Here is a 24622-nt window from a genome sequence, read left to right on the forward strand (position 1 = left end):
GTAATTTCTACCATCAATCAATGAAAATAATTTCGATTAATCAACCAGTAAAAATCCACACAAGTTGTTCTTCATAATCTCTTAATGATCTTCTTAATACTTCGTCAGTAATTAAGTCGCTCAACTTGATATTCCTTAACAACTCAGCACCTCGTGCTTCGTTTGTTTCCGGCTATCTCGTCGGGATGCTGCGTATTCTATACAGTTTATTATCTTGCGCAACCCCTAAATTCACTTATTCTTCACGTATGTCTTTTTTTTCAGCAAAAACTGCAAGAAAACTGCTTTTCTGGCTATTTTTTAGATGTTTTAACCCTAAAAAATGCTTTTTTATAAAAATTAATTTTCAGTATGCTTGTTATTAAAGACCTTCTCGCCCTTAAACAGCATATAGATTAAGCCACTTTTATTGAGTTGAAAAATAAGGCTGGTTAGATGCCTAATTTATTCTGCTTTAACATTACTCAAATATTACAGCACCACTCAAAGAACTTTCCCACGCATAATTTTTACCAGCAAACATGCCAAGGTTCGCAACGGTCAAAAAGAGATTCTCTAATCACCTCAAGTAAAATATCTCAACAGTTATTGCATACCCACTTTTTAATTCCACAGACTCGCATTACAAAACATATTAAAGTACAGCCAAAATTAGCTTCTGCATGCTTTGAATTATGCTCAATACTAGAGCAGCACTTCAGCTATTACCAATCTGAATTAGAGACTACAATCACCCATATATCGTGTTTTAAAAATGAAACTCCCTCTCGGGAATTTATAGCGCTGAAAAATGAGTGCGTTAAATGTCTATTTTATGAAGGTAAATACAGTCAGATATCTAAACAATATGCTGAGTATTCGTGAAGGAAGCATTATTGCTGTGTTATGTGTCAACAGCTTAGTCAAAATGATTCGCCTAAATTAGACTTCATTAAATTTTAGATAGAAAAAAAGAAAGAGATCTCTCCCAAAATCTCTCCCTTGGAGTTAGATCATTATTAGATCCATAGATGTCATTATTATAGTTATCTACATATATCGTTAAAAAAGTCTCTCGGGGGAAAGACTTAAAACTGTGCAGCTTTTTATAAAATCACTTTCTAACCATGCTTTCTACACAACAGCTAGATGAATAAATCTTATACATAAGCATATAGAAATGCAATACGAATGGAAAAATTTAACTCTTGTTTTTATAAGGTTTTTTGAATTTACTTATCTACATAACTTATTAAGAATTTGATAAATAAAAAGCAGACCGAAGCCTGCTTTTATTTCAATACAAGTATGCCGATTTAGTCAACAAATGTAACTTTCGCAATCGCTTTCTTACCTGCTTGAATAATATAAGTTTTGTTCTCAGTAACAGAAAAATTAACATCAACCACTGCCCAGTCGACTTTCACTGCACCACGTGCAACGGCATCTTTGGCTTGGGCTGCATTTTTAGTTAAACCGGCTGCACGCACAATAGAAGCAATAAACATTTCACCACCAAATTCACCACGAGAAATCGTGACTTCAGGTGTGCCTTCAGGTAATTCACCTTCCGTAATGATGTTCCCTGCACCTTTATGCGCATTGGCAGCAGCATCTGCACCATGAAAACGCTCAACCAATTCAAGCGCAAGAATCTTTTTCACTTCTTGAGGATTACGACCTTCTGCCACATCCTTCAATAACACGGCAATTTCATCGAGTGATTTGAAACTTAAAAGCTCGAAATAACGTTCAATCAAACTATCAGGCATTGAAAGTACTTTTTGATACATTGCACCTGGAGCATCAAATACCCCAATATAGTTACCCAAAGATTTAGACATTTTATTGACGCCATCTAAACCTTCAAGAATCGGCACGGTAATGCAGACTTGTGCTTCTTGCTCATAACGACCTTGCAGCGTACGACCCATTAATAAGTTAAAGGTTTGGTCTGTACCGCCCAACTCTACATCAGCCTCTAAAGCAATTGAGTCATAACCCTGAACCAAAGGATACAGAAATTCATGAATCGCAATTGGTTGATGATTGTTGTAACGCTTGGTAAAGTCATCGCGCTCAAGCATACGGGCAACCGTCTGCTGTGAAGCCAATTGAATCAGGTCAGCAGCCGTTTTTTCGGCAAACCATTCAGAGTTAAAACGCACTTTGGTTTTATTTGGATCAAGAATTTTAAACACTTGTTCTTGATACGTTTTGGCATTTTCCAACACCTGTTCGCGTGACAAGGGTGGACGGGTTGCACTTTTACCTGTTGGATCACCAATCATCGCGGTGTAATCACCAATCAAAAACGTCACTTCATGCCCCAAATCTTGGAACACTTTTAGCTTATTAATCAATACAGTGTGACCTAAATGCAGATCCGGTGCTGTTGGATCAAAGCCCGCTTTAATTTTTAAGGGACGATTTTCTTTAAGTTTCTTTAACAGATCCTCTTCAGAAATAATTTCATGAGTGCCTCGTTGAATGAGGGCAAGTTGTTCTTCAGCCGGCAGGAAATTTGACATCACAAAACCCAATACATCAGTTATACAATTTGTGCGATATACTAACACTTTTTCAGCACAATGCAGGCTTAACTATCATCATGACAGCGATCTATATTGGGGTAATGACCGGCACCAGCATGGATGGCGTTGACATCGTTGCTGCTTCATTTGATCCTTTGCAGCTTCATGCCACCCTGACCTTGCCATTTGATCCAGACTTACGTGATGAACTGATGGCGCTGACCTTACCGAATGACAATGAAATTGATCGTATGGGTAAAGCGGATGTTGCTTTGGCTCAAATGATTGGTCGCGGCATTAATGAGCTGATTGAAAACAATCATTTAGATCGTAGCCAAATTAAAGCGATCGGTTCACATGGACAAACCATTCGTCACCGTCCTGAACATGGTTTTACCTTGCAAATTGGTGACCCCAATATCATTACTGAAATGACGCAAATTCCTGTAATTTCAGATTTTCGACGTCGTGATATGGCGGCTGGTGGTCAAGGCGCACCTTTAGTGCCTGCATTTCATCAAGCCTTATTTCAACATTCCAGTATTCACCGTGTCATTTTAAACCTCGGTGGCATTGCCAACGTCAGTATGTTACCCGCAGGCAACCCAGACGGTGTGTTTGGTTTTGATACTGGCCCCGCCAATATTTTAATGGATGCTTGGTGCCATCGTTATACTGGGCAACCCTATGATGAAAATGGCAATTGGGCAGCCTACGGTCAACCGATTCGTAGCTTGCTCGACCGCTTACAAGCACACGAATACTTTTCTAAAGAACCACCGAAAAGCACAGGCCGTGAAGATTTCAACCTAGAATGGCTGGATGAACAAATTGCCGACTGGCACAATGATCTTGAATATAACGAATTAGAAGATATCCCTGAAAATATTCAAGCGACTTTACTCAAACTCACCACGCGTGCGATTAAAAAAGCCATTTATCGCTCAAACATGGATACCGGTGAAGTGTATGTCTGTGGTGGTGGGGCCTATAATTCACATTTACTTGAACAATTGCGTTGGCGGTTACGTAAACACAATTGGTCTGTTCAAACCACATCCGCGATTGGCTTAGCCCCGACATGGGTCGAAGCCACTGCTTTTGCTTGGTTAGCAATGCGCTTTGTCAATCAACAAAGTGGCAACTTACCCGCAGTCACGGGTGCAGCAGGCTATCGAATTTTAGGTAGCATTACTGCGGTATAAGTACAAATACGCAAAATAAAAGGTCTGCTTTATACAGACCTTTTTTGATTCTTAACTTAACATCTTAAAACCATTAACTTTATCGCATCATTTTTTGGGCATTTTCATTGCGAAAAGCAGCTAAAATTTGCTGTCCAGCACGCCCTGTTGGACTAAGACCCAAACGAATCTGTTCCTGACGAATCGCTTGACGGCTTTTATCACCAATCAATCCATCGACTGCGCCAATATCATAGCCTTTATTGAGCAGAAACTGCTGAATTTCACGACGTTCTGCCCGTGAAGTTCCCGCATCATCGGTCGGCCAAGCTTGACTAAAACCACCACCACCTTGTAAACGATCAGACAAATGCGCAATCGCTAAGGCATAACTTTCCGCAGCGTTATAACTATATATAGCATCGAAATTTTTAAAGACAAGAAAGACTGGACCATTCGCGCCAGCAGGTGCCATCAATCCAGCAGCACTACTGCTCGATAAATTCCCTTGAATTAAAGCACTCCCATCCGCACGAACCACACCACGGCTCATCCAGCTACTTAAAGGTTTTTTATTGCGACGACTTTCTCCACCAATCGGTAGATCTTCTGGAATATGCACTTCAAAACCCCAAGGCATACCTGTTTGCCAACCGCGTTTTTTTAAGAAATTTGCAGTAGAAGCCAAGGCATCAGAGGTACTGGACACCAAATCACGACGACCATCACCATCAAAATCAACAGCTAACTCTTCATAGGTTGAAGGCATAAATTGAGTATGACCAAATGCGCCTGCCCACGAGCCTTTCATTTGCTGCTCAGTTAAATCACCACGTTGTAAAATTCGCATCGTGGTAAAAAACTCACCACGGAAAAAGCTTTGACGACGACCTTCGCAGCTTAAAGTGCCCAAAGCTTGTAATAAAGGATAACTTCCCGAAATTTGACCAAAATTACTTTCCACCCCCCAAACTGCCACCACGGTTTCAGCGGGTACGCCATAGGTGGTTGCAACACGATTTAGCACCTCACGATGTTGTGCCAATTTTTGCTGCCCCAATTGCACCCGCTCTTCATCCACCAAACCGGATAAATAATCCCAAATCGGGGTAGAAAATTCAGGCTGGTAGTTCAGTTTTTCAATCACTGAATAATCTGGGGTTAAATTTTGCGTATAACGATCATAGGTCAAACCCGTTACACCCGAACCAATTGCTTGAGTACGTAAATTAGTCAAACATTGCTGAAAATCATTTTGTGCTGTAGATGCTGTATTAAAACTGGATGGCGAAGAAGAAATACTTTGACCATTAATAATCAACTCAGCCTTGGCTTGAGTCATGGCTAAAAAAACTGAACCTAAAACGAAAGCTAAGCGACGCATAGTATCCCTAATGGTATTTGAATTTAAATTATGTTTTTACCATACCATCATCAATCCAGAACTTCTGAATCAAATCGTAAATTTAAATTCATTGTTTTTATTTTAAATTCATAGTTACCTTTTAAATTTAAAAAGTTATCCACAATACCTGATTTTCTTAAAATTTAAATTCAAAACCAACCAAAATATAAATTCAAATTCGCATATTTAAATTTAAACATACTTTTTAAATTCAAACCTACTGTGGATAAGTTTATTTCTCTATATTTTATCTGCTTTTATATTAATAAAACTTTAAATTCAAAACTTATTTTTAAATTTAAAGTTTGAATTCATAATGCAAATTTCGCCTTGAATTCATTTTTTTAAATTCAAAATTATGGCTTTTGAATTCAAATTAAGATCATTTTAAATTTATTTTTATCTTTTGAATTTAAAAAATCTATCCTGTTCAAGCACAACAAAACTTGAATACAGCATATTTTTCAGGTGTTGGTTTTTTATGCAGAATATTTATGAACTATTGCATCAATGGCATGCTGTTATTTTTATTTTGTTCCAATAAATATGGTGCTAGTTCAAAAGAGGCGCAATCATGCCCGAACTTCAGGCATAAAAAAAGCGGTCATTGGCATGACCGCTTTTTTTCCATTCAATCGAAGGATTAAATGCTCATATCTTGAGTAAGTGCTAATGGCTCTGGCAAAATTTTCGCCAATTGACGACATAAAGTGGTCAATTCAGCACTGTCATTTGGCATTAGTGTGATGTGACCAATCTTACGACCTTCACGTTCAGTCTTATTATACAGGTGTAAATGTGCACCATTGAGCGCCAATACATCTTCAGACTTTGGATGCTTGCCAATGATATTGATCATCACGGTCGGGCGAACCACATCCGTTGAACCAAGAGGTAGGCCAGCAACAGCGCGAATATGGTTTTCAAATTGCGAGCAGATAGCGCCTTCAATCGACCAGTGACCTGAGTTATGCACACGGGGTGCCATTTCATTGGCATATAAACCGTTGTCAGTGACAAACAATTCTAGCGTCAACACACCCACATAATTCAAATGATTCAGCAGGCGAGTGATGTAATCCTGCGCTACAGGCTGTAAATCAGCGCTGTTGGGTGCAGGAACAATCGAGTGCGACAAAATACCGTTGTGATGGTGATTTTCAGCCAATGGCCAAGTTTTCACATCACCATTCTGACCACGCACCGCGATAATTGATACTTCACGAGAGAACGTTACAAAGCTTTCTGCAATCAAGGAACCCGCTGGCCCCAATTCCGCCCAAGCTTGTTCAATTTGATCTGCTGAACGAAGGACAAATTGACCTTTACCATCATAACCACCAGTGGTGGTTTTCAGGACAATCGGCAAGCCCAGTTCAGCAACCGCTTGTTGTAAGCTGTCGAATGAATCCACTGCACGATAGGGTGCAACAGGAATGTCTAATTCATCAAACAAAGCTTTTTCTGACAAACGATGTTGTGCAATGGCTAAAGCCTGACGAGGTGGATGCAAATCTTTGTTTTTGATCAATACATCAACATCAGCCAAGGGCGTGTTTTCAAACTCTAAGCTGAAGACATCCGCACTGTTGATGAAATCCTGTAAACCATTTTCAGCTTTGCTTGAAATCACTTGACCCAATACAGCCGATGGACAATCTGTGCTTGCTTCAAAGAAAGTACATTGAATATTCAGTGGTAGGGCAGCTTGCGCCATCATACGGCCGAGTTGACCACCACCAAAAATACCGATGGTTTTATCCATAACATATGTCCCGTTTTAAGCTTGGCTCGGAATGTGACCTGGAATATTGTTGCTTGCCACTTTTTCAGTTTGAGCATCGCGGAACTGGGCAACATTTTTTGCAATTTCAGGACGTGTCAGACCTAAAATTTGCGCTGCCATAATTGCCGCATTGGTTGCACCCGCAGGGCCAATCGCCAATGTACCGACCGCAATACCCGCAGGCATTTGTACGATAGAAAGCAATGAATCGACACCATTTAAAATAGACGATTTCACAGGAACGCCCAGTACAGGTAAATCAGTTTTCGCTGCACACATACCCGGTAAATGTGCTGCACCACCTGCGCCAGCAATAATCACCTGAATACCACGATCACGTGCTGTTTCAGCATATTCGAATAAACGATCCGGCGTACGATGGGCAGAAACGACTTCAGCTTCAAAAGGGACACCAAGCTGTTTGAGCATATTGGCAGTGTGTTCTAAAGTTGCCCAATCAGATTGAGAACCCATGATAATTCCAACTAAAGGAGCGTCTTGTGCAGCGGCCGCATTCATTGCAAATATTCCATAAACGAATGTAAGGAAGGATAAATCTCGACGAGAGCCAAGCTTTACATGAATCAGAAGCTCGCTATTATAGACTGAAAATTCGTCTCGCCAAAATTTAACAGATGCCGTACTGCTATATTTCCGCTATTTTTTTGGAAAATAATAAAGAAATTGATTTCAAACCCTAAAAGTAAATTGATACGCGGAAATGTCATTCGCAACTGTTTGAGGCAGGACTACACTTAATAAGTAATGTTTCTGCGATTAATATAGTTTTCGGTGGTATCTAACGAGTTTTGCGAATGACAATGGTTTTGCTTACTTTTGCCAAAACAAAAGTAAGTCGAACCGAAGGTTATTTCCAAAATTAAAGGATCATTGAAAAGGCTTTGTTGTGTAAACCACATTTTTATAAAATCAAGTTTTACTGACTTCTAAAAACAAAATAGACACAGCCCAAAAGACACAATCCTGCCCACACATAATCCAACTTAAAAGGCTGTTTAAATAGAAAAATCATAAAAGGCACAAAAACCAACAAAGTCACCACTTCCTGCGTGATTTTCATCTCACCCAATGACCAACCTTGTTGCGCCAATAATCGCGTGGCAGGAATCATAAAACTATATTCAAGCAGGGCAATCAGCCAACCAAATAAAATCGCCTGCCACAGTGGCGCACCATGTAAAAATTTTAGATGACCATACCAAGCCAAAGTCATAAAACAATTCGAGACAATTAAAAGTAACAGGGGAAATAACATGCTGAATTTATCTGGAACACTCGTGAATATTTTACGGTTTTTAAATAAAAAATCATGTCATTTAAATGCTGATTTTTCTTCCCGACAACATGCATCGAACGACACGATAAAACCCATCCTACAATCCCATGAATAGATACAAGAAAAACTATCTTTTCAGTGAAACCCTTGCTATCGTTGCTTTCAAATCAAATTAATCACGACAACAGCACAATAAAAAAGTGATGTGTCTAAAACACAGCGGAGTTAAGTGTATGCATCTGCATATTTTGGGTATCTGTGGCACATTTATGGGTTCACTGGCGCTGTTAGCGCGTGACTTGGGTCATAAAGTGACGGGTTCAGATGCAAATGTCTATCCACCGATGTCGACCCAACTTGAAAATGCAGGCATTACCTTAATGCAAGGTTATGACCGTAGCCATTTACAACCCCATCCTGATTTAGTGATTGTGGGCAATGCCATGAAACGTGGCATTGATGCGATTGAATATATGCTCAATGAAGGGTTACCGTATATTTCAGGCCCACAATTCCTTGCCGATCATGTTTTACAAGGCAAACACGTTTTAGGGGTTGCAGGCACTCACGGCAAAACCACAACCACGACTATGTTGGCTTGGGTACTGGATCAAGCGGGTTTAAATCCAGGGTTTTTGATTGGTGGTGTACCTTTAGGTTTTAGCGAAAGTGCACGTTTGGGTGGCGGTAAATACTTCTGTGTCGAAGCCGATGAATACGATTCTGCATTCTTCGACAAGCGTTCTAAGTTTGTGCATTACCATCCTAAAACAGCGATTTTGAACAACCTTGAATTTGACCATGCCGACATTTTTGATGACTTGGCTGCCATTCAAAAACAATTCCATCATTTAGTTCGTACCATTCCAAGTGAAGGTCGCATTATTGCCCCGATTACGGAAAGCAATATTGATGAAGTGCTCGAAATGGGTTGTTGGACACCTGTGGTTCGAACCAGTTTAGAAGCCAATGCCAAAGCAGCACTTTCTGCGGAACAACTCTCTGCCGATGGTTCACATTTTAATGTGTTAGAAAATGGTGTTGTCAAAGGCATCGTGAGATGGAATATGACTGGGCAACATAGCGTTGCCAATGCCTTGGCAACCATTACCGCGGCTGAACATGTCGGTGTTTCGATTGAACAAGCCTGTGAAGCCTTGTCGAATTTTGGTGGTGTAAAACGCCGCATGGAATTATTAGGCACGGTACGTGGCATTGAAGTGTATGACGATTTTGCCCATCATCCAACAGCCATTGAAACCACTTTAGACGGCGCACGTAAACGCCTTGCCGAACGTAAACTTTGGGCGATTATTGAACCACGTTCCAACACCATGCGTATGGGAAGCCATAAAGATGGTTTAGCTCATTCTGCACGTTTAGCTGATGAAGTGATTTGGTATCAACCTGAAGGTTTAGACTGGGATTTGCAACCCGTGATTGAAGCCGCTTCAAATAAAGCCGTAGTGGCTCGTTCACTAGAAGATATTATTCAAACAGTGGTCAGTGAGGCAGGTGAGGGCGATGCTGTCGTGATTATGTCGAATGGCGGTTTTGGCGGGTTACATCAGAAATTGATTGCTGCATTACAAGCTTAATCTATTCGTGTAAAAAAGCCCGCTTTGCGGGCTTTTTTACACTCAAAATTAGAATCATGAATAACAACAATATTCTTTTTTACTTAATCCTATAAAACTGAGTAATCAACTGCATGAACTATATTTGAGCTGAAGAATAGAAGAAGGATTAAAGCTATTTTTTATCATGCTATTTCTTCAAAATGATATACATCATGTTCAAATCGCATCAATAATCAAATTAAGAGTCCAACAACGTTGAGCCCATTCTAATATTCAATGCTAAGTCGCTATATTTACAAAACTTTTCTTATGTCCAAATATTACTTCCACATAAAAAATCAGCTTCATTTTATATTCACGGCCCTAAAGTAATTTACTTTAATTTTGAAATACCTTCATACAAATCTCATTGTAGAACAGTGCAATACCAGTACTTTTACTACTGAGTTTATTCTACAAAAGTGCTAGCTTAAAAAATCAACAGAAAAGCCTTATGAAAAGGAAGTGCTTTACGCCAATCCAACTCAATGAATAATCATAACAAGGAACTACTCCATGAAAGCCATGGTTTACTACGGTGCAAATGATATCCGCTTTGAAGAACGCCCTCATCCACATATTATTGACCCAACTGATGCTGTAATCCGCGTGACCAAAACTACAATTTGTGGCACAGACCTCGGAATTTGGAAAGGTAAAAACCCAGAAATTGAAGAACAAGCCACCCAAAAAATAGGACAATTCAATGGTCGAATCTTAGGTCACGAAGGTATTGGTATTGTTGAAGAAGTCGGAGCCGCCGTCAAAAATTTCAAGAAAGGTGATCGTGTCATTATTTCCTGTGTCAGCCGCTGTGGCACATGTGAAAACTGTCAAAAACAACTTTATGCACATTGCCGCAATGACGGTGGCTGGATTATGGGTTATATGATTGACGGTACCCATGCAGAATATGTTCGCACTCCATTTGCTGATACTTCACTTTATCTACTCCCTGATGGTTTAAATGAAGAAGTTGCTGTATTTTTATCTGATGTCTTACCGACAGCACATGAAATTGGCGTGCAATATGGTGATGTTAAACCCGGAGATAGTATTGCAATTGTTGGTACAGGGCCAATTGGCATGGGCTGCTTATTGACCGCACAATTTTATTCCCCCGCAACGATTATTGCCATTGATATGGATGACAATCGCTTAAAACTTGCCAAAGAATTAGGTGCTACCCATACTATTAATTCAAATCGAGAAGATGCAATTCAACGTGTATTAGAAATTACTGAAGGGCGTGGTGTGGACTGTGCCATTGAAGCCGTAGGTATTGAAGCCACTTGGAATACTTGCCAACATATTGTCAAAGAGGGCGGACATATTGCGAATGTTGGTGTCCATGGTAAATCAGTGAATTTTGAACTCAATAAACTTTGGATTAAAAACCTCACCATTACCACAGGCTTAGTCAATGCGAATACTACGGGTATGTTGTTAAAAACCTGTTGTTCTGGAAAATTACCCTTAGAAAAACTGGCAACCCATCATTTTAAATTTGCAGAATTTGAAAAAGCCTATGATGTGTTTAAACATGCTGCTGATGAAAATGCCATGAAAGTGATTATTGATCTCTAATTTAACCCTAAAAAGCCTCTTTTAAGAGGCTTTTTTTATGCTGCAACATCAACCAAGCTCTGATCACGCTTAAACATCGTATCCACATAAGAACAAGTCGGCACAATTTTTAACTGCTTTTCACGTGCAAATTCAACCAAAACATCCAGTAACTTTCGCGCGGCACCTTGCCCACGCAAAGAATCATCCACCCAAGTATGATCCGCAACAATAATCTCTTCACTACGCCAGATATAACTAATTTCTGCAATGCGTTTGCCTTGAGCATCGTCTAAAAAGAATTCGCCCTTTTGTTTATTATCTAAATGTTGAAATTGCATAACGTCCTCTAAATTATTCGTCTCTAAATGATTAATGCTTCAAAACATATCTTACCGAAATAAAACAGCATGCATAGTTGGATCTTTGTCGAATACAAACTTGGTCAAAGGGTAAAGTCATTATATTTTATTTTTCACAATAAAAATCAAGCTCATATAATCAATAAAAACTAATTCATTATCCATACAACGTCACTTACATGAGTATCATTAATCACAAATACCCAATTAAAGGGATATAAAACAAAATCTTAAACCTTTAGATTGGTGAGTAAATTTTATAGACTAACGCTTATGGATCTTGATTTAATTGCGATCATTTTTTTGTTTTTTATTGCACTCGCCCTAGTATTGTCAATTTACAAAGAAAAGTTAAGAAACCCATTTAAATAAGCAAGCAATTCAGTAGAAAAATTAACTAAGCAATATTCCACTGATCATCTTTTAACTATTTTTAGCATTACTTTTCCACTACATTTTAGCTTAACAAGTCTGCAACTTAAGCCTAAAATTTAACGCTGCTCATTTAAGTTTCCTGACTTATGTCAATGTCATCTTCAGAAACAGCGTCTCCCAATCCATCACACCAATGGATTTGTGTCATTACCCTTGCTTTTGCTGCCTTTATTTTCAATACCACTGAATTTATTCCTGTGGCATTGCTGAGTGATATTGGCCACAGTTTTAATATGCCTGCCACAGATGTAGGTATCATGATTACCATTTATGCATGGGTGGTTGCACTGATTTCATTGCCCATGATGTTAATAACCAAAAATATTGAACGACGCTTTTTGTTGATTGCTTTATTCGTGGTTTTTATTGTTAGTCATGTGCTGTCTTATTTTGCATGGAGTTTTGAGATTCTGCTTACAAGCCGAATCGGAATTGCCTTTGCACATGCATTATTTTGGTCAATTACGGCTTCATTAGCCGTTCGTGTCGCACCTAAAGGTAAAGAATTTCAAGCCTTAGGATTACTTGCAACAGGAACGGCTTTAGCCATGGTTTTAGGTATTCCTTTCGGACGTATGATTGGTGAAGCCTACGGTTGGCGCAATACCTTTGCTTTAATTGCCATTGGTGCAGCACTCGTTTGTCTGACCTTGGCAAAAATGCTCCCGAAGCTGCCCAGTATCAATTCAGGTTCATTTAAAAGTATTGCCATCCTATTTAAACGCCCAAGCTTGATGCTGGTCTTTGCATTGACGATTATTATCATTAGCGCACAATTTACCGCTTATAGTTATATCGAACCCTTTACCCTAAATATCGCACATTTTAGTTCATCACAAACCACCACTTTATTGCTCATTTATGGTGCTGCTGGTTTCTTAGGTTCTTATTTATTTGGCAAATTTGGTGCGCGTTATCCTAAAATTGCGATTCCTTTCAGCAGTCTATGTTTAGCCATTTCCATGTTGCTGTTGCTTCCTCTAGCACAAAATATTATCAGCTTAAATATGCTCAGCTTATTTTGGGGGATGGGTATTATTGGCTTGAGCTTAGCCCTACAAGCCAAAACGCTTAACCTTGCGTCAGATGCAACCGATGTGGCTATGGCTATTTATTCAGGTCTTTATAATGTCGGCATTGGCTGTGGTGCATTATTGGGTGGGTGGGTTACCACACGTTATGGTCTAAGTTATATTGGCTTCGTGGGTGGCTTAGTCGCAGTTTTCGGCATGGTTTTGGCGTTAGTGTTGATCCAGCGCAAAGACTTTATGAAATTGTAACCACTACAGATAAAATTTGCACAATGACAATAAATATGCGATTCTTTAGCCATATTTGGATTTAATCCAAAACTAAATTATGTTGAACAAGGGGAGTAGCCTCCTTCAAACGTCAGCCATTTGATCTTTTTAAATGACTGACGTGTCAGAATATCGTCATTACACTTTGCAAAAAGTCGGTATCTGAGCATCTGAAATAACCAAACATTGGTATTCAGATGTAGGCAAGACCTTGATCATGTTGACGCAGATGTTTAAATCATCTGGCAACAGGTCAAGGTTTTTTTATGGCCGGTTGTCAGATGTGGAGGATTCACATGGAAACAATTGGCAGTTTATGGCTGTATTTAGCATTCTTCGGTTTAGTTGCCGTCATGCTCACCATCGACTTTTTAGGCTTTAAACAAAAACAAGGTCAAGAAGTCAAAATTAAAACCGCAGCGTACTGGAGTATGGCTTGGGTTTCTGTCGCTGTTCTATTTGGTGGCGGCTTATGGTTTTACCTACAACAGACAGCTGGCATCGCCATCGCAAATACCAAAGTCATGGAATACTTTGCAGGTTATCTATTAGAGAAATCTCTCGCGATTGATAATGTCTTTGTTTGGTTAATGATTTTTGCTGCCTTCGCTATTCCACCCGCTTTACAGCGTAAAATTCTGCTTTATGGCGTACTTGGCGCGATTGTTCTCAGAACCATCTTTATTTTTATTGGCGCATGGTTCGTACAAGAGTTCTCATGGGTGCTTTATATTTTCGGTGCATTCCTCGTTTATACCGGCTTTAAGTTCTTAAAAGGACATGAAGAAGACCCAAATATTGAAGATATGGCGATTTTAAAGTGGTTGCGTAAGCACATACGTATCACACCTAAGCTAGAAGGGGATAAGTTCTTTGTTCGTCAAAATGGTCTGTTATGGGCAACGCCATTATTTCTGGTGTTAATTTTGGTTGAAGCATCGGACGTTATTTTTGCCGTCGACTCTATTCCTGCGATATTTGCAGTCACCAGTGATCCCTTTATTGTCTTAACTGCAAACTTAATGGCGATTTTAGGTTTACGCGCAATGTTCTTCTTACTGGCGGGGGCTGCATCAAAGATGCACTATTTACCCTACGGTCTAGGAATAATCTTGCTATTTATTGGTTTCAAAATGTTAATGCTAGACGTATTCCATATGCCAATTTGGATTTCACTTGGCTTTATTGTCATCACTTTGGCCATTACCGCTTGGTTATCAATTCGCTATAACAAGAAGCAAGAATCACTATCTTAATGTCTTACTAACCATAAAAGCCTTCCCCACGTGGAGGGCTTTTTTACTCCTAAAATAAGAAACTAAAGACAAGACCAGATATACGAAAATGCCATCCGCCACTGTTCAATACGGGAACATGCTCATAAACAGGTTAAAGGCGCATTCATCATAACAAGCGTAATTTTTTCCATCTGCGCAAAAACTGCTTTTCTTCCATTCTTTGCATAAAAACATGATGACTAACCAACGCATTATTCCATCTTAGTTTTAACTCAAATAAATCATCCAGACCCAAGGGTGCAATAATTTCAAGCTCATTATTTTCCAATAAGCGTACAGCAACTGCCGTCGCCGTTTCAGGCCATAAAGACAATGCATGTTGAATCGATTGTAACGGTTGAATCGAAGCGCCATTTTCTGTGGTGTACCATTGGTGAACCCATGCCTGATTGACAACATCCCAGTCATTTTCAGGAAATTTCTGCTTTAAAATTTCAGCCAAATACCGCTGTTCAAAACCAGACGGATCTTCTGCATCATAAAAAATCACATCAATTTCAGTCTGTGAAAGTTCATAATGCTGATCATGCAATACAGACCAAATAAGATTGCGAATCACACCTGCACTGCAAAATGCCTCGGGTTTCACTTGTCGTAAAAAAAGCAATCTGGCATAAAGATCCCGATGCTTTAAAAGGTTTTTCTTCAGCAGATTTTGATAGTTTTCAGCCAACTGCATCCTTTGCTCCTTGAGATCTCTTCACAATCGGCATTCAATATGCCTAAAAATAGAATAATTTCAGGTACAATCAATCGAAAAAATTACACGTTAAAGGTTATTGTATGTCTCCCATTCAGGCTCAACGCGCCGTTCGTGGTCGCTTTCTTGATATTCAACACACGGTTTCTCAGGCAGCAGATATTCCTCAAGCCATTCGTTACCTTGAAGATGGTTTAGTCATCATCACAGCAGGGAAAATCACGTGGTTTGGCACATGGCAAGATGGGCAGCATTTGCTGAATGAAGATATACCATTTGAGCATTATCCTGAGCAACTGATTGTGCCAGGTTTTATTGATACCCATATTCATTTCCCACAAACCGAAATGGTCGGCGCTTATGGCGAGCAACTGCTCGAATGGCTCAACAGTTATACCTTCCCAACAGAATTGCAATTTAAAGACAAAAATTATGCAGACCAAATTGCCCAATTTTTTGTGCAAGAACTGCTTAAAAATGGCACCACGACTGCTTTAGTTTTTTGTAGCGTACATGCTGAATCGGTTGATGCATTATTTGAAGCAGCAGAACGGCATCATATGCGTTTAATTGCAGGGAAGGTGATGATGGATCGTCATGCACCCGAAGACTTATGTGATACCGCTGAAAGTGCTTATAGCGACTCTAAAGCACTGATTGAAAAATGGCATGGTAAAGGTCGTAACTTGTATGCCATTACGCCACGTTTCGCACCGACCTCGACTCCTGAGCAACTGGCAAAAGCAGGACAGTTAAAAGCTGAATATCCTGAAGTGTATGTGCATACCCATTTAAGCGAAAACAAAAATGAAATTGCATGGGTTAAAGAGTTATTCCCTGAGCAACAAGGCTATTTAGATGTTTATCATCATTATGGTTTAACAGGACAGCGCTCGATCTTTGCCCATTGTGTGCATTTAGAAGAGGCTGAATGGGACTGTATGCATGAGACCAACTCTGCCATCGCCTTTTGTCCAACCTCTAATTTATTTTTAGGCAGTGGTTTATTTCCTTTGAAAAAAACATGGGAAAAACAAGTCAAAGTCGGCTTAGGCACAGACATTGGTGCAGGCACGTCATTTAACCAACTGCAAACCTTAAATGAAGCCTATAAAGTGCAACAACTTCAGGGCGATAAACTTTCTGCTTTTGAATCTTTGTATCACGCGACTTTAGGTGGAGCCAAAGCCTTAGATCTGGCGGATAAACTGGGGAATTTTAATCTGGGCAAAGAAGCCGATTTTATTGTATTAGATTTAAAAGCAACCGCCTTACAAGCCCTACGCCAAGCACGTGCCAAAGGCATAGAAGATGCTTTATTTGCCCTGATGACCATGGGGGATGATCGTAATATCCATGCCACTTATATTTATGGAGAACCCGTTTATATCAAAGCATAAAACTAAAAAAAAGAGGCAGTAAAAAGAATGTATTGCTGATGTTAATCGTGCTGAATTGTGCATTTTAAATCAGGTATGAGACTGTACAACTCAAGGCTGAATACATTTTCAACTGCAAAAAAGATGCATCTCTTGAGTAGATGTATTAAAATTAGAACATCTTTTGAGGTGTTGCTGGTCAACACCTTTTTTATTTTTTGATTTGCTTTTAGGTATCTACCCATGACCATTCATATGAGCGTAATGATCTCAGCGGAAGAAATTCACGCTAAAGTCAAAGAGCTTGGTGCAAAAATTGATGCTCACTATGCCCATAGTGACAAAGAACTTGTGCTGATTGGTTTACTTCGCGGTTCAGTTATTTTCATGGCTGATTTATGCCGTACCATTAGTAAACCGCATGAACTCGACTTTATGACGGTATCGAGTTACGGTGGCGGTACGACATCAACACGTGATGTCAAAATTTTAAAAGATTTAGACGGCGAAATTCGCGGTAAAGATGTTCTGATTATTGAAGATATTATTGATTCGGGCAATACCCTCAGCAAAGTGCTGGAAATTTTAAGCACCCGTAATCCTCACTCTATTGAACTGTGTACTTTAATCAGTAAACCTTCACGCCGTGAAATCGAACTTGATGTGAAATTTCTAGGCTTTGAAGTTGAAGATAAATTTATTGTGGGTTATGGCTTAGACTTCGACCAAAAATATCGCCATATTCCCTTTATTGGTGAAATTGGTCTATAAGCACACTATAGCTACCAATAGAGACTTAAAGTGGCCGAAGGCCACTTTTTTTTATTCACCACATTTTAAAACGAACATAAAAACAACAGTTATTAGCATGATTGATCTATTTCATTTTCGATAAATGATTAATTATGAACATGAAAGCGAATTGAAAGTAGATAAACAAACGATAAAAAGGAGAAGACACATGTGGTCACTCATCGTTGCGATCGTGGTCGGTTTTATTGCGGGCTTAATTGCTCGAGCCATTCATCCAGGAGATGATAAAGCAGGTTTTTTGATTACCGCTTTATTGGGTATTGCAGGGTCTTTATTAGCAACTTATGGTGGGCGTTTGCTCGGACTTTATGGTGAAAACTCTGCTGCTGGATTTATTGCCTCAGTCATTGGCGCCATTATTATCTTATTTCTTTATAACTTGGTTTCAAAAAAATCTGGCGGCTAAAGACACTTTAAGATGCGTAACTGCCCAAATAAAAAAAGTACCTTTCTACAAGGTACTTTTTTATGCTTTAGTTCAGCAAGCAATATCCTATAAACCTAACTCTTGCCACATTTTTTCTATTTCTTGTGCAGGGTAGGCACCCATCACTTTAAAACCATTGGAAAAGATAATCGCGGGTGTGCCATTTAAAGCCAGTGACTTACCTAAAGTTAAATTACGCTCAATAGGATTGCCACAGGTTTTTTTCGAGCTCGGTTGAATGCCTTTGGCAATCAAATTTGACCATGCTAAAGCAGGATCTTTTTCACAGAAAACCTGTTTTGAAACAGCAATAGATTGCGTTTTAATCGGGTAAATAAAAGTATAAATCGTGACATCATTCAACTTGGTTAATTCAGTCTCAAGCTGTTTACAATATGGACAATTTGGATCAGAAAAGACCGCAATCTGGCGTTTACCATTACCTCGCACCGTTTTTACAGCATCCTGTAAAGGTAATTTTTTCCAATCAATAGTATTTTGCTTGAGCATTAAATCTTTGGTTAAATTTTTCTGATCACTTAAACGAAACATTGAACCAATTAAAATATGCTGTGTATCTTCACCAACATATACCACTTGACCATCCATCGAACCACTATAAATACCTTTCATCTCGGTGGTTTGAATATTTTCAATCTTCAAATTTGGATGTTGTTTCGTAAGGTTGCTTTTGACCGTATCAACATTGGCCAAACTTAAGGTTGAAATAAAGCTGACGAAAGCCAATGCCAATGTTTTTTTAATCATGTTTTTTACTCAAAGGTTCAAATTATTCAAGCTGATTCTACTCAAAATCCGAGCAGAACTTTAGTCATTTTTAACCGTCATTACTTAAACCAAACATATTGCATACTTCAGGTTTCACGTGGAACATGTCTATTTTTTACAGAAAATTTATTTCTACCGAGATATGCACGATTTCATCATGAATGGATAACGCCCCACGAACTTGGTCTGCATTTAAATCGGAATCAGTGACTAAAGCCAAAATACAAGAAAACTTTCCCTTTCCAACTTTCCATACATGCAAATCGGTAATCTCAGCCTGAGGAAACTCAGCAATCACTTCACGAATTTCCTCGACCACGGGATGATTCATTTCTGCATCGAGTAAGGTTTTTCCAGTCTCTTGTATCAGACCAATCGCCCATTTTGCAACCAAAATTGAACCCACGATACCCAATACGGCATCAAGAAAACCCCAATCCAAATACTTCGCTGCGCACAAAGCAATAATGGCAAAAATTGAAGTAACCGCATCCGCCACGACATGCATAAAAGCTGCTTTTTGATTTAAATCATGATGGATATGAGCATGCTCATTTTCATGCTCATGGTGGTGATGGTGATGGTGATGGTGATGGTGATGGTGATGGTGACCATCATGCAGTAACCAAGCACAGATCAGATTAATCACCAAACCCAAAATTGCAATTGGAATGGCTTGGTTATAGTGAATATCAACAGGGTTAAATAGTCGTTCTATAGACTGAAAGGCCATAAATAATGCCACCACCATCAATAAAATGGCGCTGCTATAGCCCGCTAGAATTTCAATTTTCCATGTCCCAAAACTAAAACGGCTATCCTTGGCATAATGACGGGCAGAGCGATAGGCAAAATAAGCCAAGCCTAATGCCAACATATGCGAACTCATATGCCAACCATCAGCAAGCAATGCCATTGAATTGTAAATCCAACCGCCAATCACTTCTAATAACATCATGACTGCCGTTAGAATAGTCGCGAAGAGGATACGTTTTTGTGCGAGGGGATTACCTTCATCAAACTGATGAGTATGTGATCGTATGAGTGGGGCTTTTTGCATAATCTTAGTGTTAAAATATACTCCCCTACAGTATATTGATTTTTTGGAGTATTGTATTGGCTCATTTACATCAAGATCAGAAAATTAAAAATCGTGTTAAACGCTTACAAGGACAAATTAATGCAGTAGAGCAAGCTTTAAATAGCCCTGAAAACTCGTGTATTACGGTATTACAGCAAGTCGCTGCAATTAAAGGGGCGGTAAACGGTTTAATGACTGAATTAATCGAGTCTCATTTGCGCCATCACGTGATTAAGGAACAAACTGAAGTGAATGAAAATGAACTTGCTGAGTTTTTAAAATTATTAAAGCGTTATAGTTAAATGAGTTACATCTTATAAATTGACGTGGTCGTTAAAGAAGAACTAATCTACAACTCTTCTTATTTCTCTGCAAATGTTCGCTATATTTTAAATTTAGCGGGTATTTTTGTGACCCGACATGATGACTCAACAATCATGGCGACCCTTTCTCATGGTCAGCCTAGCACTTTGTATTGGAACCATTGGAACGGCTCTCGCCAGTCCTTTATATCCCATTTATCAAGAACTCTGGCATCTACTCCCTAGCCATATTACCTATATCTTTGTCGCCTATATGTTTGGTTGTCTGGCAACATTGCTCTTCTTAGGTCGTATCAGTAACAGTTTAGGATTTCTACGCACCTTACAAATCGGCATCCTTTTTGTCATCTTAGGCTTAGCCATTTCCGCCATTTCCCCCAATGCAACTTGGTTGGCTTTTGGGCGCTTTATTATTGGCATTGCTTCAGGACTGATCAGCACTTCGGCAATGTTGGGTCTCATTACGACAATTCCAGAGCGTCATAAGCCAAATGCACCTCAGTTAAGTTCGATCATTACGGTGATTGGTTTTGGATTGGGGCCATTTATTGGTGGGTTGATTGCACAATTTTCGACTTCCCCCTTAACGACACCTTATTTACCGATTATTGCAGCAGCAATTTTATGCTTTTTTGGTTTGTTTTGGTTAAAAGTCCCACAATTTAAAGCTCAACCTTTTTCCATTGCACCGCGTTTAGAAACACCAGAAGCCCAATATAAGTCATTATTTTTTATTGCAGGCTTCACTGCATTTTGTGCTTTTGCAGCCTTTAGTTTATTCGCATCGCTGTCACCTTCTTTTGTTAAAGATTTAATTCCTTGGCATGGGCCTTTGATTAGTGGGGCTGCAATTTCGAGTATTTTACTCATTTCTGCTTTAGTACAATTTTTTGCTAAAGATCTGACTGCGGCTAAAAGCTTAACTTTAGGGTTGATGACCTTGCTGCTCAGTTTTATTTTACTCGGCTTATGCATGAGTATGCAGTGGAGCATTTTGTTCTTTATCAGCGATATTTTGTTGGGTATAGGGCATGGCCTAGGCTTGTTAGGTGCATTTGGTTTAATTCACCAAATGACTACCGCAGATAACCGTGCAGCCGTGATGTCGACCTATTTATTTATTGGTTATTTAGGCACGATTGTGCCAATTATTGCCGTGGGTTATTTAGCAGATCATTTTGGTTTAACCACCGGTGTTTTAGGATTTTGTATAGGCGTTGGTTTACTCTGCTTAACTTTAATTGTTTGGCATAAGAAAATTTCATCATTAAAAAAATAGCCTTCATTTAAAGGCTATTTTTTTAATCAATTTTAGAAAAGTTTTAACTGTAAAGAATCTACAATTTCATCAATGTTATGACTTACTTTTTTACCGTATCTCTTTACTGCTTGCTTATTATGTGCAATACATTCAGCTATCCAAAAATCAATATCTGACTCAATCCAAGCAACACGGCGCTTTGAAATATTGACAGCCTTAGGAAATTTACCCTGTGCCATCATGGCATAAATAGATGAAGCGCCAAGACCTGTTTTGTCTTGTACTTCTTTACGACGGATTAGGCGTACATTTCCGATTTGTTGCTTTTTAGATAAAAGCATCTAAACATTCCTCAATAAATTAAAAGGGGGATGCCTAGACACAAAACAAGAGTGTAAAAAGAATGTAATTATTAGAAAAAACTAAATTTTCTTAATTAAATATAGTGATACATAGCAACTCAATAAGCTCAATGAATTAGAAATTGCTAAAACAAACTTATTGACTTATGCCATGTTTGAACTAGTATTAGTAAAGATAGGTTTACCTATCAAAGTTAAAAAACTTAGTTTTTAATCGTTTTACATTCCTAATATCTCTTAGCTATGTGTCTTGTCGGACGGCGGTTAAAAGTTAATGGCATTTAGTAATTGACGTTACTAAAGCCACCTGTTTCACAAAAAAGATCAAGTATTGACGTACTTGGTCTTTTTTCTTTGTTCAATACCACAACTTCTAGATACTCACTACGCTTAAAGCGTTCTAAATGAATGTATTGAACTTCTATGCTTACTTTAACCATCTTTTTCTAATTAGTTAACCTTTAAAAAACAAGCGCGTTAAATCTTGTCGCGACTTGATATTAAATAACTGAAAAATAATGAAATATATATTTCACCGCTGTTCACTAAGTAATCTAATTAACATAAATATTTATTAAGCCCCTCTAACTTGATTAAAAAAGATCAAATTAGGCTCATAAATCACACTAAAAATATAATTACTCCATTTCTCCATAATATCTATACGTTCTTTTTCATACTTTGCTTTGTTATAAACGCCTCGCATGGTGTGATTCAAACATGCTTCGATTGCATCACTGTTAAAACCCTGCTCATTTAAATTTGTACTTGCTGTACGGCGTAAATATGAATAGTAAAATCAGATATATCAGTTATTGCGCCCTATTAAATGCGTTATGGCTGATATGTGTGCCTGACTTTCTACCTATGTCTAGTCCTGAAATAGGTTGACACTTATTTCAAACAAATGCCTGATGAATTTCATCGGGCATTTTATATTTTAATGACAAATCAGGATAACGACCTATAACCAGTCTTTCCTGTTTTACATTTAAAGAATAACGATACCACCATGACTTAACGCCAGTCGTTGTTATATCTAAGAACAAGCCTTTCGCTACTGCATCCTTGGCTGTATATCTCTTGTCACCAGCTTTTAGATTTTTAATTTCTCTATCAGTAGAAAAAAGTATCTTTTCTGCTTGCATCACAACTTAGTCACCATATACAAAATATAGTCACTTTTAAGACTGTAACTTATTAGTGACTAAAAAAAGCATAGCACTAGATGAATACATAGAACATATAGGAACAATAAAAAGGCATTAAAAAAGCACTAAGTTATTAAAACTTAATGCTATTTAATTATCACTAAAACGTATTAAAACTTACTGGAATATCTGCTTAAATTGAAATTACTTTCCAATACAGAAAGATCCAAAAATCTTACCGAGTAAATCATCAGCACTAAATTCACCGGTAATTTCTGCCAAAGCATTTTGTGCCAGTCGCAAAGATTCAGCCACTAACTCACCCGCTTGATACACCACTAACTGCTCATGCGCTTCAGCCAAATACACCTGTGTACGCTTCATTGCATCTAAATGGCGTGTACGTGCGATAAAGGTATCTTCTTCTGGTTGAAAGCCCGCATGCGCTGTAATCGCATCTATAAGCGATTGAACACCCGTTTCCTGCTTAGCAGAAACCGTGATATGACGAAAACCCTGATAATCACCAATATCGGCTGGGGCATGGGTTAAATCACACTTATTGGCAATTAACATTAAGCGTTTCGGTTCAAGATGCTCAGCAAAATAATTCTGTGCCAATTGCAAAGGGTCTTCGCCTTGGCTTAAGTCATACACCAATAGTAACAAGTCGGCTTGTTCAATTTCTTTAATTGCGCGGCGAATGCCTTCTTTCTCGACAATGTCGCCCGTTTCACGTAAACCAGCAGTATCCGTAAGGGTAATCGGCAAACCATTTAAACTAATTTTTTCATGTAATACATCACGCGTTGTACCCGCAATATCCGTGACAATGGCACGTTCATTTCCTGCTAGGGTATTAAGTAACGACGATTTTCCTGCATTGGGCTTCCCTGCAATCACCACCTGTAAACCTTCACGTAGCAACTGACCCTGACGTGCCGAGGCTTGTACTGCCGCAACCGAGCTTTGCACATCTTGCAATAGCGCTAGAATTTTACCATCAGCCAAAAAATCGATTTCTTCTTCAGGGAAATCAATCGCAGCCTCTACATGTAAACGCAAATGAATCAGTTTTTCTAACACGGTATTCACACGCGTTGAAAATGCACCTTGTAAAGAACGTACCGCAGAACGAGCCGCTGCTTGTGATGTTGCATCAATCAAGTCGGCAATGGCTTCGGCTTGAACTAAATCTAACTTGCCATTTTCAAAAGCACGCATCGAAAACTCACCGGCTTTGGCTGCAATTGCACCCAGTTCCAACAAACGTGCCAGCAAAGCATTTTGAATGACAGGACCACCATGCCCTTGTAACTCCACCACATCTTCACCGGTAAATGAATGTGGGTTAGGAAAGCAAATCGCTAAGCCCTCATCCATCACCTCACCAGCAGCATCATAAAACTGCCGAAAACCAGCAAAGCGTGCCTTCGGTAGATTTTTTTGCGTCAAGGCTTCGGCAATAGCATAGGATTTAGGACCTGACAGACGAATGACACCGACACCGCCACGTCCAGGTGGCGTCGCAATTGCAGCAATCGTTGTTCGGTTTTGCATAAAATTCACC

Annotated in this window: 21 protein-coding genes and 1 pseudogene; 10 read left to right on the forward strand and 12 right to left on the reverse strand. The window is 39.0% G+C overall.

Translation table 11 applies throughout. The features are described 5' to 3' along the window. Window positions 1-1295 precede the first annotated feature (1295 nt). Window positions 1296-2510, reverse strand: coding sequence for a tyrosine--tRNA ligase (gene tyrS, locus BLV99_RS13970; protein ID WP_092691786.1), 1215 nt, complete (start codon window positions 2508-2510; stop codon window positions 1296-1298). 80 nt (window positions 2511-2590) lie between these two features. On the opposite strand from tyrS, the gene BLV99_RS13975 reads away from it, so the two are divergent. Beyond that, window positions 2591-3718, forward strand: a complete 1128-nt coding sequence (locus BLV99_RS13975) for an anhydro-N-acetylmuramic acid kinase (protein WP_086185438.1) — start codon at window positions 2591-2593, stop codon at window positions 3716-3718. Between the two features lie 79 nt (window positions 3719-3797). On the opposite strand, the gene BLV99_RS13980 is transcribed toward BLV99_RS13975, so the two are convergent. The 4 genes from BLV99_RS13980 to BLV99_RS13995 all read right to left on the reverse strand — a co-directional run bounded on the left by BLV99_RS13980 (window position 3798) and on the right by BLV99_RS13995 (window position 8164). Further along, the gene (locus tag BLV99_RS13980) at window positions 3798-5081 is read right to left on the reverse strand and encodes a lytic murein transglycosylase (RefSeq protein ID WP_092691789.1); all 1284 of its coding nucleotides are present in this window, start codon (window positions 5079-5081) and stop codon (window positions 3798-3800) included. A gap of 664 nt (window positions 5082-5745) precedes the next feature. Then, window positions 5746-6867 (reverse strand): 5-(carboxyamino)imidazole ribonucleotide synthase, encoded by a 1122-nt coding sequence (locus BLV99_RS13985; protein WP_092691793.1) that lies wholly within the window; start codon window positions 6865-6867, stop codon window positions 5746-5748. Window positions 6868-6882: 15 nt separating this feature from the next. Further along, a complete protein-coding gene (gene purE / locus BLV99_RS13990) occupies window positions 6883-7407 on the reverse strand; it encodes a 5-(carboxyamino)imidazole ribonucleotide mutase (RefSeq protein ID WP_092691795.1) in 525 nt (174 codons plus the stop codon). A 418-nt stretch (window positions 7408-7825) separates the two neighbouring features. Beyond that, window positions 7826-8164 (reverse strand): DMT family protein, encoded by a 339-nt coding sequence (locus tag BLV99_RS13995; protein ID WP_004650919.1) that lies wholly within the window; start codon window positions 8162-8164, stop codon window positions 7826-7828. Between the two features lie 254 nt (window positions 8165-8418). Between BLV99_RS13995 and mpl the strand changes: the two genes are divergently transcribed. Further along, window positions 8419-9783: a UDP-N-acetylmuramate:L-alanyl-gamma-D-glutamyl-meso-diaminopimelate ligase gene (gene mpl / locus BLV99_RS14000; RefSeq protein WP_092691798.1), complete on the forward strand. Its 1365-nt coding sequence runs from the start codon at window positions 8419-8421 to the stop codon at window positions 9781-9783. A 537-nt stretch (window positions 9784-10320) separates the two neighbouring features. Beyond that, window positions 10321-11391 carry a zinc-dependent alcohol dehydrogenase family protein gene (locus BLV99_RS14005; RefSeq protein ID WP_092691800.1) on the forward strand — a complete coding sequence of 357 codons (1071 nt, stop codon included), beginning with the start codon at window positions 10321-10323 and terminating at the stop codon, window positions 11389-11391. A gap of 35 nt (window positions 11392-11426) precedes the next feature. Here the strand turns inward: BLV99_RS14005 and BLV99_RS14010 are convergent, their stop codons facing one another. Continuing rightward, a complete protein-coding gene (locus BLV99_RS14010) occupies window positions 11427-11711 on the reverse strand; it encodes a GNAT family N-acetyltransferase (RefSeq protein ID WP_086185431.1) in 285 nt (94 codons plus the stop codon). A gap of 542 nt (window positions 11712-12253) precedes the next feature. Here BLV99_RS14010 and BLV99_RS14015 point away from each other — a divergent pair. Both BLV99_RS14015 and BLV99_RS14020 read left to right on the forward strand, forming a co-directional pair. Beyond that, entirely contained in the window at window positions 12254-13447 is a 1194-nt protein-coding gene (locus BLV99_RS14015) for a sugar transporter (RefSeq protein ID WP_092691803.1), read from the forward strand. Between the two features lie 317 nt (window positions 13448-13764). Further along, the gene (locus BLV99_RS14020) at window positions 13765-14724 is read left to right on the forward strand and encodes a TerC family protein (protein ID WP_092691807.1); all 960 of its coding nucleotides are present in this window, start codon (window positions 13765-13767) and stop codon (window positions 14722-14724) included. Window positions 14725-14872: 148 nt separating this feature from the next. Here the strand turns inward: BLV99_RS14020 and BLV99_RS14025 are convergent, their stop codons facing one another. Then, a complete protein-coding gene (locus tag BLV99_RS14025; protein WP_092691809.1) occupies window positions 14873-15445 on the reverse strand; it encodes a nucleotidyltransferase family protein in 573 nt (190 codons plus the stop codon). A 104-nt stretch (window positions 15446-15549) separates the two neighbouring features. On the opposite strand from BLV99_RS14025, the gene guaD reads away from it, so the two are divergent. The 3 genes from guaD (at window position 15550) to BLV99_RS14045 (ending at window position 18064) form a co-directional block, all read left to right on the forward strand. After that, on the forward strand, window positions 15550-16866 hold the full coding sequence (guaD, locus tag BLV99_RS14030; RefSeq protein ID WP_092691812.1) for a guanine deaminase: 1317 nt from the start codon (window positions 15550-15552) through the stop codon (window positions 16864-16866). 222 nt (window positions 16867-17088) lie between these two features. Continuing rightward, on the forward strand, window positions 17089-17616 hold the full coding sequence (hpt, locus tag BLV99_RS14040; protein WP_086166496.1) for a hypoxanthine phosphoribosyltransferase: 528 nt from the start codon (window positions 17089-17091) through the stop codon (window positions 17614-17616). 190 nt (window positions 17617-17806) lie between these two features. Next, window positions 17807-18064 carry a GlsB/YeaQ/YmgE family stress response membrane protein gene (locus BLV99_RS14045; protein WP_086166497.1) on the forward strand — a complete coding sequence of 86 codons (258 nt, stop codon included), beginning with the start codon at window positions 17807-17809 and terminating at the stop codon, window positions 18062-18064. A gap of 87 nt (window positions 18065-18151) precedes the next feature. Here BLV99_RS14045 and BLV99_RS14050 read toward each other — a convergent pair whose 3' ends face one another. Then, the gene (locus tag BLV99_RS14050) at window positions 18152-18853 is read right to left on the reverse strand and encodes a DsbC family protein (protein ID WP_092691817.1); all 702 of its coding nucleotides are present in this window, start codon (window positions 18851-18853) and stop codon (window positions 18152-18154) included. 107 nt (window positions 18854-18960) lie between these two features. Beyond that, window positions 18961-19934: pseudogene (dmeF, locus tag BLV99_RS14055) on the reverse strand (CDF family Co(II)/Ni(II) efflux transporter DmeF). Window positions 19935-19990: 56 nt separating this feature from the next. Between dmeF and BLV99_RS14060 the strand changes: the two are divergent. Continuing rightward, entirely contained in the window at window positions 19991-20257 is a 267-nt protein-coding gene (locus BLV99_RS14060; protein WP_092691819.1) for a metal/formaldehyde-sensitive transcriptional repressor, read from the forward strand. Between the two features lie 121 nt (window positions 20258-20378). Further along, window positions 20379-21557, forward strand: coding sequence for an MFS transporter (locus BLV99_RS14065; protein WP_092691858.1), 1179 nt, complete (start codon window positions 20379-20381; stop codon window positions 21555-21557). A 32-nt stretch (window positions 21558-21589) separates the two neighbouring features. On the opposite strand, the gene BLV99_RS14070 is transcribed toward BLV99_RS14065, so the two are convergent. From BLV99_RS14070 to mnmE, 3 genes are all read right to left on the reverse strand, one after another. Beyond that, window positions 21590-21880, reverse strand: a complete 291-nt coding sequence (locus tag BLV99_RS14070) for a helix-turn-helix transcriptional regulator (protein ID WP_092691822.1) — start codon at window positions 21878-21880, stop codon at window positions 21590-21592. A gap of 920 nt (window positions 21881-22800) precedes the next feature. Then, the gene (locus BLV99_RS18750; RefSeq protein ID WP_425283560.1) at window positions 22801-23049 is read right to left on the reverse strand and encodes an Arm DNA-binding domain-containing protein; all 249 of its coding nucleotides are present in this window, start codon (window positions 23047-23049) and stop codon (window positions 22801-22803) included. A 207-nt stretch (window positions 23050-23256) separates the two neighbouring features. Next, entirely contained in the window at window positions 23257-24612 is a 1356-nt protein-coding gene (gene mnmE / locus BLV99_RS14080; RefSeq protein ID WP_092691864.1) for a tRNA uridine-5-carboxymethylaminomethyl(34) synthesis GTPase MnmE, read from the reverse strand. Between the last annotated feature and the right edge of the window lie 10 nt (window positions 24613-24622).

Origin of the sequence: Acinetobacter kyonggiensis (genome assembly GCF_900107285.1) — a bacterium.
Lineage (GTDB): Bacteria > Pseudomonadota > Gammaproteobacteria > Pseudomonadales > Moraxellaceae > Acinetobacter > Acinetobacter kyonggiensis.